The following is a 12,737-nucleotide window of genomic DNA, read 5'->3' as shown; positions in this document are numbered from 1 at the left end:
GATTCGAGGAGCGCTCACGTGAACACGCCCAACGCCCGCATCGTCCAGCTGTTTTCCTACGGCACGCTGCAGGATCGCAACGTGCAGCTCGCGAGCTTCGGCCGCGAACTCACGGGCCGCCCCGACGCGCTCCCGGGCTATGCGCAGACGCTGCTTGCCATCGAAGATCCGAAAGTCGTCGAGTTGAGCGGCAAGACGCATCACCCTGTGGTGCGCCCGAGCGTGAATGCCGCCGATGAAGTCGCGGGCACCGTCTTCGAGATCACCGAACAGGAGCTCGCCGCCGCCGACGAGTACGAAGTGTCCGACTACAAGCGCGTGCGCGTCACGTTGAAATCGGGCATCGATGCGTGGGTCTACATCGCCGCATAAAAGACCTGCGCTGTCGGCTTACCGCGCCTTACCAACGCTCAAGTTGCGCGTGCAACGAGACGTTGGTGTCGTCAGTGCAACGAGAACTTGCGACTGAAGGAGGCGTGCAATGGTAAGCAGTGTCGGATATGGAACGACGGCGGCGTCGCCGCAGCCTAAGCAGCACGCTTGCGTGTCCGGCGAAGCAACGGCGCAAACCACGCAACCGGCTGCGCCGGGCCTGACGATCGGCGGAATGATTTCGCTGATGGTGTGACGCGAGCCGCGATGCCGCTGCAACGCTTCGCGGGCGCAGCGGCCAGCGCAGGCTGCTTGCCGAGCGCATCGAGGTCCTCATCGAGGCATTCACCGCAGCCTTCAACGCAGCGTCTCGCGCGTTACAGCACGCCGAGCACCGCTTTCGGCTCCAGATACGCTTCGAGCCCGTACGTGCCATACTCGCGCCCGATGCCCGACTGCTTGAATCCGCCGAACGGCGCCGCCGGTTCATGCGCGAGCGTGTTGACGAGCACGCGGCCCGCGTCGATCCGCGCCGCCACATCGCGCGCACGCTTCGCGTCCTGCGAGAACACGTACGCCTGCAAGCCGTAGTTCGTGTCGTTGGCAATCGAGATCGCTTCTTCCGTGTCGCTGTACGCGATGATCGACAGCACCGGGCCGAAGATTTCGTCGCGCGCGATCGTCATGTCGTTGGTGACGTCGCTGAACACGGTCGGGCGCACGAACCAGCCTGCGCCGAGACCGTCGGGACGCCCTTCGCCGCCCGCGATCAGACGCGCGCCCTCGTCGATGCCGATGCGGATATAGCGCTGCACGCGCTCCCACTGCTTCTGGCTGACCATCGGACCGATGGTCGTGCGCGGATCACGCGGGTCGCCTGATTGCGCGCGCGCCACTTCGTCGCGCACGAGCGCTTCGAATTCGGCGAGCCGCGCGCGCGGCACCAGAATACGCGTGCCCGCGATGCAAGCCTGGCCGCTGTTCATGAAGCCCGCCTGGATCGCTAGGGGCACGACCTGCGCGAAGTCGGCATCGTCGAGTACGACGACGGGCGACTTGCCGCCCAGTTCCAGCGTCACGCGCTTCAACGTATCGGCGCCCGTACGCAAAATGGTCTTGCCGACGGCCGTCGAACCGGTGAACGACAACTTCGCGACATCCGGATGCGAGCTGATCTGCGCGCCGACCGATTCGCCGCGCCCCGTCACGATGTTGAACGCGCCGGGCGGCAAGTCCGCCGAGTGCAGCGCCTGCGTGACGATATGCGTCTGGATCGCGCTCATCTCGCTCGGCTTGACGACGGCCGTGCAGCCCGCCGCCAGAGCGGCCGCGAGCTTGCCGCAGATGAAGCCGGCGTCGCTATTCCACGGCGTGATCAGCCCCGCGACGCCGAGCGGCTGCATCACGACTTCCGCCGTGCCGGCGCGCCGCGTGAACGCGTAGTCCTCCAGCACTTTCGCCGCTTCGATCAGCACGCTGCTCGCGTGCTGCGCCATCCAGCGCCCGCGCGACACGGGCGCGCCGTATTCCTCGACGATCGCCTCGTACAGCTCGTCCTCTTTCGCAACCACAGCGGCATGCATGCGCTTGAGCATGTCGATGCGCGCGCGCTGGCTAGTGCGCGAAAACGCCGGAAAGGCGCGCTTCGCAGCGGCGATGGCGTCCCGCGCATCCTTCGCGTCGGCGAGACGCACGCGGCCGATCACGCGCTCCGTCGCCGGATTGAAGAGGTCGAACATTTCGTCGCCATGTGGCGTGACGAACGCGCCGTCGATATAGATGGTGTCGATGATCTGCATCTGCATGTCCCGTCAAAAGCTTGCGTTGCCATAAGATAGCGGCGTGCGATTGAATCGACTAGCCGTACAATCGGACATGACCTATTGAGCAAATCAGGACAATGAAAACGACCGGTCTCGCCGAACTCGAAGCCGTACTGGCCGTCGCGCGGCATCGCAGCTTTCGTGCCGCCGCGAACGAGCTGGGTGTGTCGACGTCGGCGTTGAGCCATAGCGTGGCGGCGCTGGAGGCGCGCATCGGCGTGCGGCTCTTTAATCGGACGACGCGCAGCGTGTCGCTGTCGGAAGCGGGCGCGCAGTTCGTCGACAGCGTGGCGCCCGCGCTGTCGAGTATCCGCGTCGCGCTCGAACAGGCGGGCAGCTTCCGCGACACGCCGAGCGGCACGCTGCGCATCAACACGTCGGTGGGCGCCGCGCATCAGGCCATGCCCGTGTTCATCGCGTTCCTGCAACGCTATCCGGAGATGAAGCTCGACATCGTCACGGAAGGCAGGCTGATCGATATCGTCGTCGAAGGGTTCGATGCGGGCATTCGTCTCGCCGACACGGTGCCGCAGGACATGATCGCCGTGCCGTTCGGCGACAAGCAGCGCTTCTGCGTGGTCGGCAGCCCGGCGTATTTCGCGCGGCACGCGCCGCCGCGCACGCCCGCCGATCTGAACCAGCACCGCTGCATCCGCACGCGCATGCCGAGCGGCGCGATCTATCAGTGGGAATTCGAGCGGCACGGCGAAACGGTGCGGATCGACGGCAAGGGCGCGCTGACGCTCGACGAGCCGGGCCTGATGCTGGCCGCCGCGCGCGCCGGGCTCGGTCTCACCTACCTGACCGAGTGGACGCTCGCCGCCGATCTCGCCGCGGGTACGCTCGTGCGCGTGCTCGACGACTGGCTGCCGCCGCTCGACGGCCTGTGCCTCTACTATCCGGGGCGCCGGCACGTGCCCGCCGGCTTGCGCGCGCTGATCGAGACGATCCGCGAATGGGCGGACCTGCAGCGCGCCGATCCCGTCCGGCAGCCCGCCCCGAAGACGCGGCCGGCGTCCCGTGCGGCGCCTTCCGCGCGAAAGCCGAAAACCGTAAGATCGGGCGCAACGGCAAAGGACATGAAAAAAAGCTGACAACGCATGTCGATTTGCGCCGCCGCCAACCGTCGTATCAGAGAAAGCGCCGCCGCGAGCGTGCGGATTCAAAAACTTCGTTCAAGGAGAAAGACGATGCGAGTGATGGTGATCGTGAAAGCGACGGCCGAATCGGAAGCGGGCAAGATGCCGACGGAAGCACTGCTGACGGCGATGGGCAACTACAACGAAGAACTGGTCAAGGCGGGCATCATGCAGGCGGGCGAAGGCCTGCATCCGAGTTCGAAAGGCAAGCGGGTGCGTTTTTCGGGCGCGCAGCGCACGGTGATCGACGGTCCGTTCGCTGAGACGAAAGAACTGATCGCTGGCTTCTGGCTGTGGGAAGTGAAGTCGATGGAGGAAGCGGTCGAATGGGTGCGGCGCTGCCCGAATCCGATGGAAAGCGACTCGGAAATCGAAATTCGCCAGGTGTTCTCGCCGGAAGACTTCGGCGATGAATTCACCCCCGAAGCGCGCGAGCAGGAAGAACGCCTGCGCGCGGAAATCGCGCAACAGGCGAACAAGTCGAAGTAAGCGCTACCGCGCTGCGCCGCGCCCAGTCAGGGCTCAGCGCGTACGCAGCGCGTCGACGATATTCATGCGCGCCGCGCGCATGGCGGGCAGAAAACCACCTACCAGCCCCATCGTCATCGAAAACGCGAGTGTCTTCGCGACGATCGCGGGCGTCAGGATGAAGCGGAACGACAGGTCCGCGAAGGTCTGGAAGTTGGTCGTCGAAAACGACGCGAACTGCATGAACGCCGCGCAGCCAAGGCCCGCCAGCCCGCCGACGAGCCCAAGCAGCATCGCCTCGATCAGGAATGCCGCCAGCACGTTCGCGCGCTGAAAGCCGAGCGCGCGCAGCGTGCCGATTTCCGCTACGCGATTGGCCACCGACGCATACATCGTGATCATTGCGCCGATCATCGCGGCAATCGAAAAGATCATCGACAGCGTGAAGCCGAGAATATTGAGGAACGTGGACAGCGCCTTCGACTGGTCGCTGTAGAACGTCTGCTCGCGCTTGGCTTCGTCGGCGAGACGCGGGTCGACGTCGATGTCGCTCCTGAAGCGCTCGAACTGGTCGGGCTGCGCGAGCCGCACCACCATCGACGAATAGCTGCTGCGCCTGAACGACTGCATCAGCTGATCGACGTCGCCCCAGATTTCCGAGTCGAAGCCGCTGCCGCCGGCGTCGAACGTGCCGACCACGGTCCAGTCTCGCTGGGCGAAATGCAGATGCTCGCCGAGTTGCGTGCCGCTGAAACCTTTCGCGACGCTGCTGCCCACCACGATTTCCGACGAGCCCGGGCTGAACATGCGCCCGGACGCGAGCTTCACTTGTGGCCGCAAGCTCATGCCCGCAGGCGACACGCCGCGGATCACGACGTTCGACGGCTTGCCCGAGCTGCGCTTGGCGAGCGAAATCAGCACGACGGATTCCTTCGACGCCATGCGCCGGCCGTCGCCGCCCATCGCGACGACGGGATGCGTTTCGATCACGTTGGCCTGCGCACGGTCGATCGCGCTCTGCACTTCCGTTTCCGCGCCCTTGCGAATCACCACGACGTTGTCCTGTTCGCCCGTCGATACGAGCGTTTTCTTCAGCCCCGCGTCGAGCATCAGCACCGTCGCGAACACGAACACCACGAGCGCGAGGCCGCCCGCCGTGAGCGCCGTGGTCAGACGGCGTGTCCACAGGTTGCGGGCGATGTACGAGAGAGGAATGGCCACGATGAGTTTGCCTGCTGTGCTTGTCCGCTGTGCTTGTCCGCTGTCTTTGTCCGCCGTCTTTGTCCACTGCGCTAGCCGATGGCTCGCAGGCCTTCGACGATCCGCACGCGCGCAGCCTGCATCGCGGGAATGATCGCGGCGGCCAGCCCAACGACGAGCGCGCAGGCCGCCTGCTGCACCAGCGTATCGTGCGACACGGCGAACACCGGGAACACGCCGCCCGTCGCCTGCTTGAAAAAGCGCGCGGCGGGCGGCGTCGCGAGCATGCCGAGCGCGCCGCCGACGGCGCAGATCGTCAGCGACTCGCCGAACATCAGCAGCCCGAGAAAGCCCGGCCCGAAGCCGAGCGCCTTGAGCGTCGCGTATTCGACGGTGCGCTCGCGCGCGCTCATCGCCATTGCGTTCGCCATCACGGCCATGATGATGACGATCACCACGTACGACACCAGTTCGATGGCGGCGATGATCTGGTTCGACATCGCGACGAAGCCGAGCTGGAACGCCTGTTCGGTTTCCGTCAGCGTCTCGGCGAGCGAGTTCTTGAACACGTTGTCGATGTTGCGCGAGACGGACGCGGCGTCGTCGGGATTCGCAATGCCGACCACGTATACGCCGACCTGGTCCGCGCGCCGCCCCGGCATCTTGCGCACGCTTTCGTTCAGATAGTCCCAATGAAAAATCAGCTGGCGCGTGATCGTCGATTCGTCCTTGCCGTCGAGGATGCCGCGCACGACGAATTCCCACGTGCCCGGATAAATCGTGCCCTTGATGGGAATCACATCGCCGACCGTGAAGCCGAACGCGTTCGCCAGTTGCCGGCCGATCAGGCAGCCTTTTCGGTCGCGTTCGTAATCGGCGCGTTGCTGCGCGGGCAAGATGAATTCGGGGTAGAGGTCGAGATAGTTGTCCGACACCGCGAATTGCGCGAAGAAGTTTTTCGGCTCGCGATAAATGCCGCCGAACCAGCTCGACCGTGCGACCATCGTCACGCCGTCCACGCCGCGAATGCGGTTCTCGTACGAAAGCGGCAACGGAAACGCGAGCGAGATGGCATTGCGCGTGACGAGCCGCGCGTTCGACGCGGCCGCCGCGCCCGCGTACCACGCGTCGACCACCGTATGCAGCAGCCCGAACGCGAGCACGGCGATCATCAGGCCGAATACCGTCAGCGCCGTGCGCAGCTTGTGGCGCAGCGCGTTGCGCGTGATGAGCTTCAGCAGGTACATGGCGATTCGTCGCCGGATCGGCTAGCGGGCCGCGCCATCGATCAGCTCTCCCTTTTCCAGATGCACGAGCGCCCGCGCCGCGCCCGCCGCGTGCGCGTCGTGCGTGACCATGATGATCGTCTTGCCCAGCTCGCGGTTCAGGCGCTGCATCATCGCGAGCACTTCTTCGGCGGACGCGCGGTCGAGGTCGCCCGTGGGTTCGTCGGCGACGATCAGCGTCGGATCGGTGATCAGCGCGCGCGCAATCGCGACGCGCTGCTGCTGTCCGCCCGACAGTTCCGAAGGGTAATGGTGCGCGCGATTGCCGAGATTCACCATGTCGAGCACGAGTTCGACGCGCTCGCGGCGCTCCTTGCGCGTGAGACGCGTGAGCATCAGCGGCAGCTCGATGTTTTCGAACGCCGTCAGCACGGGCATCAGGTTGTAGAACTGGAAGATGAAGCCGACGTGCGCCGCGCGCCATTGCGCGAGCGCCGACTCCGACAGCCGCGTGATATCCAGCCCGCCGACGCGCAGCTCGCCGCCGTCAGGCCGGTCGATGCCCGCAATCAGATTGAGCAGCGTGCTTTTGCCCGAGCCCGACGGCCCCATCAGCGCGATGAAATCGCCTTCGCCGATGGTCAGCGTGATATCGGACAGCACGGGCACGGTCTGCACGCCGCGCCGGTACGACTTGACGAGGTGCCGGATCTCGACGAGGGGCGCGAGGCGGTTCGGTTCGCTCACTGCTTTTTCGCCACGGTGACGTTGGCGCCGTCCTTCACGCGCTCGCCCGGCGCGCGCACCAGCACGTCGCCGGGACGCACGCCGCTCACCGCGATCAGGTCGCCGAGCGTGGCGCCCGTCGTGACGGGCACTTCATGCACCGTGTCGTCCTTCACGACGAACACGACCTTGCGCCCGTCGCGCGCGACGATGGCCGCGGGCTGCACGGCGACGACCGGCTGACGGTCCTGCTGCGAAACGGGCTTCGACAGAAACGCGATCTTCGCGCTCATGTCGGGCAGCACGCGCTCGTCGCGATCGACAAAGCGCACCTTGACGAGCACCGTCGCCTTCGAGCGATCGACGGTCGGCACGATGCGCGACACGCTGCCCGCAAAGCGCATGTCGGGCAGCGCGTCGAGCTGGATTTCGCACGGCGCGTTGACGGCGATCTTCGCGATGTTCGACTCGGCAACGTCGGCTTCGACTTCGAGCGTGTCCATGTCGGCGATGGTCACGACGGCGCCCTTGCTGTCGGAGGCTTGCGAAAACGGCGTGATGTTGTCGCCGACGTTCGCGTGCTTTTCGATCACCACGCCGTCGAACGGCGCGCGGATCACGGTCTGATCGACGGCGACCTGGGCGGCCTGCGCGTTGGCCTGCGCCGCGACGATGGCGGCGCGGCTGTTGTCGATCGACGCAACGGCCTTGTCGTAGCGCGCGAGATCGGCGTCGTATTGCGTTGCGGGTATCGCGCCGTTCGGGGCGAGGATTTTCGAGCGGCGCAGATTGATTTCGGCGTTCTGCAATTCCGCCCGCTGCAGCGCGAGGTTCGCCTGCGCGACCTTGATCTGCGCCTTGGCCTGCGCGAGCGACGCCTCGACGTCATTGCTCTCGATGCGCGCGATCACTTCGTCTTTCTTGACGCGCGTGCCTTCCAGCACGCCGAGCCATTCGAGCCGCCCTTGCGCCTTCGACGACACGGCTGCCTTGCGCTGCGGCACGACGTAGCCCGTCGCATTCAGCAACGTATAGGCTTGCGACGGATACGCCGACACCACGGTCGTGGTCTCGACGGCTTGCGGGCCGGCCAGCTTCAGGCCGGCGACGGTCACGCCGATGAGGATCAGCGCGAGCGCCCCGTAGCCGATCCAGTTGCGCCGGCGGCCCTTCGTGGCGATGGCCGGCCGGTCGATTTTCAGCCGATTCAGATCGTGGTCTGCCAATTTTTTATATCGTCGCCGGGTGACGGACGCGGTGCGCTTGCGGCGTGCATGCAGCCGGCTCGCGGCCCGCGTCGTCATGCCGGCTACCTGTATGTAGACGGGTCCACAGTATAGCGCCGCATCCCGGGCCCGCCGCCATCGCGAAAAGGCCGCGCGCGGCTCGCTGAAGTGCTGGTTGAAGTGCTCACTCAGGTGCTTCGCAACGACTTTCGACAGCGCCTTGCCGACGCGCATCGTCGGCGTTTGCATTCCGTCTGCCTGTTTGCGGAATCGATGTTAGGGTGACGCGCTATTGGCAGCGGCTCATGCCGCTGCGCAACCGTCTCTTCTTCCTTGCGGCCTGCGAAGCCTGGCGCGCCGGACCGGCCGCGCGCGGGCCCACGCACGCCGCTCATTCATCGCTCATTTACGACTAACGAAATGAACTTCGATAACAACGTTTCGGACAATCCAGCAGACGTCGCCGGCGCCGCGTCGTCGCCCTTGCGCGCATGGCTCGCGGTGGCGTCGGTGACGATCGGCGCGTTCGCCTTCGTCACGACCGAGTTTCTGCCCGTCGGCCTGTTGCCCGACGTCGCGCAAACCTTCGGCGTCCTGCCGGGCACGGCTGGCCTGATGGTGACGATTCCCGGCATCATGGCCGCGCTTTCCGCGCCGGGCCTGATGCTGGGCGCGGGCCGCATCGACCGGCGGCTGATCCTGATCGTGCTGTCCGTCGCGCTGCTCGCGTCGAACCTGCTGTCGGCGTTTGCGCCGTCGTTCGCGGTCATGCTGGCGGGCCGCGCGCTGCTCGGCGCGGCGCTCGGCGGCTTCTGGACACTGGCGCTCGCCGCCGCGGGCCGGCTCGTGAAAGCGCACGAGGCGCCGCGCGCGACGGCGATGATCCTCGCCGGCGTCACCTGCGCGACGGTGATCGGCGTGCCGCTCGGCACGTTCATTGCGGATCTCGCTTCGTGGCGGCGCGTTCGTTCATCGCGACGGCGGTCCTCGTGACCGTCGCGCTGGTTTTGCAGATCGCGCTGCTGCGTCGCTGCCGTCGAAAGCGGCCCTGCGTTTCGCCGATCTCGCAACGCTCGTGCGCCGCCCCTTTCCGCGCAAGAGCCTGTTGATGGTGGCGCTGATATTCGGCGCGCACTTCTCGTCGTACACCTACATCGCGCCGTTTTTGCAGGACGCGCATTTCGGCGCGTCGACGATTACGGCAGTGCTGCTCGGCTTCGGCATCATCGGCTTCTTCTCGAACTTCGTCGTGTCGACGTTCGTCGCGCGCAAGCTCAAGGCGTCGCTCGCGGGCGCGACACTGCTGCTGATGTTCGCGCTGCTGTCGCTGCCGCTGCTTGCGCATCTGGCGCCCGTCGTGATGGCCGTCGTGCTGGTCTGGGGCGTCGCGTTCGGCGCGATTCCGCTGTGCGTGAGCATCTGGATGCAGGAAGCATCGCCCGATCTGCCCGAAGCGGGCTCGGCGATGTTCGTCGGCATCGTGCAGGTGGCGATTGCCGTGGGCTCGTCGGTGGGAGGCGCGATCGTCGATCATGCGGGCATTCCCGTCGATTTCCGGTTCGGCAGCGTGCTCGCGGTGCTCGGCCTCGTCACGCTGGCGAGCTTCCGCTCGCGCGGTCCGCGTGCCGTGCCTGAAAAGGCCGTCGAGGCGCGGGACGCTCAGACGGAGTGCGTTTAAGGCCAGGGTTCAAGCCCTCGGTAAGCGCACCATCGCGCGTGAGGCCCCTGCGCGCCTCACGTGCGCCCTCGATTACTTTCTCTTGAACGCTGCGTGCGCTCGCCGCCGAACTGGCTACTGAGCGCGCCGTCGCGATCCTTTCGTTCGACTGCCACGTCGCCATTCGGTCTCGCGTTGCCGAGCCTGACATCGTGACCGCGATCGCGGTGCGTGACACGCGCCGCGAAGTCCGCCGCTGTCGTTCGTGCATCACATCTCGCCCCATGCGCACGCCGCTCGAACGATGGGACAAGACACCCGCCTGTTTTTCATAACTCCACATTTCATAGTAACACGTATCGCAGCCTCTCACCCACGCGTACGCGCGCTTTTCTCGGCATGCATATACGATTTCACGAACACATAAATCCATTCGATCGAGGCACATCAACTTGACACTATGTTTTTCATAGTTATATGCTGCCCGTATTGCAGCGATGCATGAGACGTCATGCGTCGTCCGATCAAGGTAGCCCGGCGCCGACTGCGGAACGCGAACGAAGCGCGTTCGCACCCTTTTCGAATGGAGATATGAAATGTCCAACCCTGTTTATCGCGCGGAGCGCACCGGCCTGCTGCTGGTCGATCCCTACAACGACTTTCTGTCCGAAGGCGGCAAGATCTTTCCGATGATCAACGAGATCGCCACCCATGTCCGGCTGCTCGACAATCTGCGCGCCACCGTCGCGGCCGCGCGCAAGGCCGGCATTCAGGTTTTCTACGTGCCGCATCGTCGCTGGCAGCCGGGCGATTACGACAACTGGGATCATCCGAATCCCACGCAACGGCTCATCCAGAAGCGTCAAAGCTTTGCCAAGGGCACGTGGGGCGGCGAATGGCATCCCGAGTTCGTGCCGCAGGAAGGCGACATCGTCGTGGCGGAACACTGGGCTCAAAGCGGCTTCGCGAATACCGATCTCGATTTCCAGCTGAAGCAGCAAGGCATCACGCATGTGATCGCCGTCGGCCTGCTCGCCAACACGTGCATCGAATCGACGGCCCGTTTCGCGATGGAACTCGGCTACCACGTGACGCTCGTGCGCGACGCGACGGCCGCGTTCAGCGCGGACATGATGCGCGCCGCGCACGATCTGAACGGCCCGACCTTCGCGCACGACATTCTCACGACGGACGCGCTGATCGCCGCGCTGCCCCAGGCGCAGGTCGCCGCGCAAGACAACGCCCAAGGAGACGCGGCATGAAGCTCACTGGCAATCTGCTGATCGGCGCGCATGAAGTGACGGCCACGGCTGGCACGATGAAGGCGCTGAACCCCGCGACCAACGCGCAGATCGAACCGTCGTTCGCATTCGGCGCAACCGCGGAAGTCGAACGCGCAGCGCGACTCGCCGACGATGCCTTCGACAGCTACAACCACACGTCGCTCGACGCGCGCGCCGCGTTTCTCGAACGCATCGCCGATGGGCTCGATGCCGTCGCGCCCGAACTGGCGCAGCGCGCATCGCTGGAAACCGGCTTGCCCGCCGCGCAGCTCGAAGCCGAAACCGCGAAGGCGGCAACCCAGTTCCGCCAGTTCGCCGACGTCGTGCGCCAAGGGCGCTTTCGTCAGGCCACGATCGATCCCGCACAGCCCGAGCGTCAGCCGCGTGCGCGCATGGATCACCGGATGCAGAAAATCGCCCTCGGCCCCGTCGCGATCTTCGGCGCGAGCAACTTCCCGATTTCCTACTCGGTCGCGGGCGGCGATACCGCGTCGGCGCTCGCCGCAGGCGCGCCCGTCATCGTCAAGGCGCACAATGCGCATCCGGGCGCCTCGGAAATCATGGCGCGCGTCATCCAGCAGGCCGTCAAGGACGCCGGACTGCACGAAGGCGTGTTCTCGATGCTGCGCGGCGGCGGCAATGAAATCGGCGAGGCGCTCGTCGATCATCCGCTGATCAAGGGCGTGACGTTCACGGGTTCGGAAGCGGGCGGCATGGCGCTGTTCCGGCGCGCGCAGCAACGTCCCGATCCGATTCCCGTGTTCACTGAAATGACGAGCGTCAATCCCACCTTCGTGCTGCCCGCGGCGCTCGCGGCGCGCGGCGGTCCGATCGGCGACGGCTTCGGCGAGCGCATGCTGGTCAACGTCGGGCAAGCCTGCCTGAAACCCGCGATCCTGCTCGCGATCGACGGCCCCGGCTACGCGGCATTGAAGCAGGCGCTGACGGCCCGCGTCGAAGCGATGCACGCGCGCACGATGCTGACGCCCGGCATCTGGAAGTCGTATGGCGACAACCTCGCGCGGCGCGAAAGCGCGGGCGCGCAGCGCATCGCCGCGGGCGGCAAGGCGGAAGGCGCACTGGACGGTCAGGCCGTGCTGCTCGAAGTGGACGGCGCGCGCATGCTCGCCGAACCGTCGCTGTCGGAGGAAGTGTTCGGCCCGGCCGCGCTGCTCGTGCGTGTGCAGGACGTCGAGCAACTGCTGGCGCTCGCCAAGCAGTTCCGCGGTCAGCTGTCGGCGACGCTGCAGATCGATGCCGCCGACCACGCGCTGGCCGCCCGCCTCGTGCCCGTGCTCGAACGACGCACGGGACGCATCGTCGTCAATGCGTTCGCGCATCCGCAGGAGGTGTCGCATGCATCGATCCACGGCGGCCCGTTCCCCGCGACGTCGGATAGTCGCTTCACGTCGGTCGGCATGACGGCAATCGAGCGCTTTTTGCGCCCGGTCTGCTATCAGGGCTTTCCGGACGCGCTGCTGCCGGAGGCGTTGAAGCACGACAATCCGCGCGGACTGTGGCGTCTGACGGACGGTGAACTGTCGAAAGCCTGACGCGCCAGGCCGTTAGCCCGTCGCATCGAGCCTGCGCGCGCTCCGGCGCGCGCAGGCTTTTTTG

Annotated in this window: 11 protein-coding genes and 1 pseudogene; 7 read left to right on the top strand and 5 right to left on the bottom strand. The window is 65.9% G+C overall.

Going from position 1 to position 12,737, the window contains the following annotated elements:
* Positions 1 to 18 precede the first annotated feature (18 nt).
* Positions 19 to 372, top strand: a complete 354-nt coding sequence (locus tag H3V53_RS05720; RefSeq protein WP_336597121.1) for a gamma-glutamylcyclotransferase family protein — start codon at positions 19 to 21, stop codon at positions 370 to 372.
* Positions 373 to 481: 109 nt separating this feature from the next.
* Positions 482 to 628 (top strand): hypothetical protein, encoded by a 147-nt coding sequence (locus H3V53_RS05715; protein WP_336597120.1) that lies wholly within the window; start codon positions 482 to 484, stop codon positions 626 to 628.
* Positions 629 to 749: 121 nt separating this feature from the next.
* Here H3V53_RS05715 and H3V53_RS05710 read toward each other — a convergent pair whose 3' ends face one another.
* Complete coding sequence (locus H3V53_RS05710) at positions 750 to 2,171, bottom strand: aldehyde dehydrogenase family protein (RefSeq protein ID WP_336597119.1); 1,422 nt, start codon at positions 2,169 to 2,171, stop codon at positions 750 to 752.
* Between the two features lie 101 nt (positions 2,172 to 2,272).
* Here H3V53_RS05710 and H3V53_RS05705 point away from each other — a divergent pair, with 101 nt between their 5' ends.
* Positions 2,273 to 3,289, top strand: coding sequence for a LysR family transcriptional regulator (locus H3V53_RS05705; protein WP_336597118.1), 1,017 nt, complete (start codon positions 2,273 to 2,275; stop codon positions 3,287 to 3,289).
* 96 nt (positions 3,290 to 3,385) lie between these two features.
* Entirely contained in the window at positions 3,386 to 3,823 is a 438-nt protein-coding gene (locus H3V53_RS05700; protein WP_336597117.1) for a YciI family protein, read from the top strand.
* 33 nt (positions 3,824 to 3,856) lie between these two features.
* Here H3V53_RS05700 and H3V53_RS05695 read toward each other — a convergent pair whose 3' ends face one another.
* The 4 genes from H3V53_RS05695 to H3V53_RS05680 all read right to left on the bottom strand — a co-directional run bounded on the left by H3V53_RS05695 (position 3,857) and on the right by H3V53_RS05680 (position 8,429).
* Complete coding sequence (locus tag H3V53_RS05695; protein ID WP_336597116.1) at positions 3,857 to 5,023, bottom strand: ABC transporter permease; 1,167 nt, start codon at positions 5,021 to 5,023, stop codon at positions 3,857 to 3,859.
* 71 nt (positions 5,024 to 5,094) lie between these two features.
* Positions 5,095 to 6,249 (bottom strand): ABC transporter permease, encoded by a 1,155-nt coding sequence (locus H3V53_RS05690; protein WP_336597115.1) that lies wholly within the window; start codon positions 6,247 to 6,249, stop codon positions 5,095 to 5,097.
* Positions 6,250 to 6,270: 21 nt separating this feature from the next.
* The gene (locus H3V53_RS05685) at positions 6,271 to 6,975 is read right to left on the bottom strand and encodes an ABC transporter ATP-binding protein (RefSeq protein ID WP_336597114.1); all 705 of its coding nucleotides are present in this window, start codon (positions 6,973 to 6,975) and stop codon (positions 6,271 to 6,273) included.
* Positions 6,972 to 8,429: an efflux RND transporter periplasmic adaptor subunit gene (locus H3V53_RS05680; RefSeq protein WP_336597113.1), complete on the bottom strand. Its 1,458-nt coding sequence runs from the start codon at positions 8,427 to 8,429 to the stop codon at positions 6,972 to 6,974. Before H3V53_RS05680 ends, H3V53_RS05685 begins: the two co-directional genes overlap by 4 nt.
* Positions 8,430 to 8,600: 171 nt before the next feature.
* Here H3V53_RS05680 and H3V53_RS05675 point away from each other — a divergent pair.
* From H3V53_RS05675 to H3V53_RS05665, 3 genes and pseudogenes are all read left to right on the top strand, one after another.
* Positions 8,601 to 9,858 (top strand): annotated as a pseudogene (locus H3V53_RS05675) (MFS transporter).
* 575 nt (positions 9,859 to 10,433) lie between these two features.
* Positions 10,434 to 11,099 (top strand): cysteine hydrolase family protein, encoded by a 666-nt coding sequence (locus H3V53_RS05670; protein WP_336597112.1) that lies wholly within the window; start codon positions 10,434 to 10,436, stop codon positions 11,097 to 11,099.
* Complete coding sequence (locus H3V53_RS05665; protein WP_336597111.1) at positions 11,096 to 12,673, top strand: aldehyde dehydrogenase (NADP(+)); 1,578 nt, start codon at positions 11,096 to 11,098, stop codon at positions 12,671 to 12,673. Before H3V53_RS05670 ends, H3V53_RS05665 begins: the two co-directional genes overlap by 4 nt.
* The last annotated feature ends 64 nt before the right edge of the window (positions 12,674 to 12,737 follow it).

It is taken from the genome of Paraburkholderia bengalensis, from assembly GCF_037126505.1.
GTDB lineage: Bacteria > Pseudomonadota > Gammaproteobacteria > Burkholderiales > Burkholderiaceae > Paraburkholderia > Paraburkholderia bengalensis.
The sequence above is the reverse complement of the archived record's forward strand: the minus strand, read 5'-3'. Positions and strand labels throughout refer to the sequence as shown.

What these genes read in the sequence shown, in the direction of transcription:
- H3V53_RS05715 (WP_336597120.1), top strand. Translation starts at nt 482, where the DNA reads ATGGTAAGCAGTGTCGGATATGGAACGACGGCGGCGTCGCCGCAGCCT.
- H3V53_RS05710 (WP_336597119.1), bottom strand. Translation starts at nt 2,171, where the DNA reads ATGCAGATCATCGACACCATCTATATCGACGGCGCGTTCGTCACGCCA.
- H3V53_RS05705 (WP_336597118.1), top strand. Translation starts at nt 2,273, where the DNA reads ATGAAAACGACCGGTCTCGCCGAACTCGAAGCCGTACTGGCCGTCGCG.
- H3V53_RS05700 (WP_336597117.1), top strand. Translation starts at nt 3,386, where the DNA reads ATGCGAGTGATGGTGATCGTGAAAGCGACGGCCGAATCGGAAGCGGGC.
- H3V53_RS05690 (WP_336597115.1), bottom strand. Translation starts at nt 6,249, where the DNA reads ATGTACCTGCTGAAGCTCATCACGCGCAACGCGCTGCGCCACAAGCTG.
- H3V53_RS05680 (WP_336597113.1), bottom strand. Translation starts at nt 8,429, where the DNA reads ATGCAAACGCCGACGATGCGCGTCGGCAAGGCGCTGTCGAAAGTCGTT.
- H3V53_RS05670 (WP_336597112.1), top strand. Translation starts at nt 10,434, where the DNA reads ATGTCCAACCCTGTTTATCGCGCGGAGCGCACCGGCCTGCTGCTGGTC.
- H3V53_RS05665 (WP_336597111.1), top strand. Translation starts at nt 11,096, where the DNA reads ATGAAGCTCACTGGCAATCTGCTGATCGGCGCGCATGAAGTGACGGCC.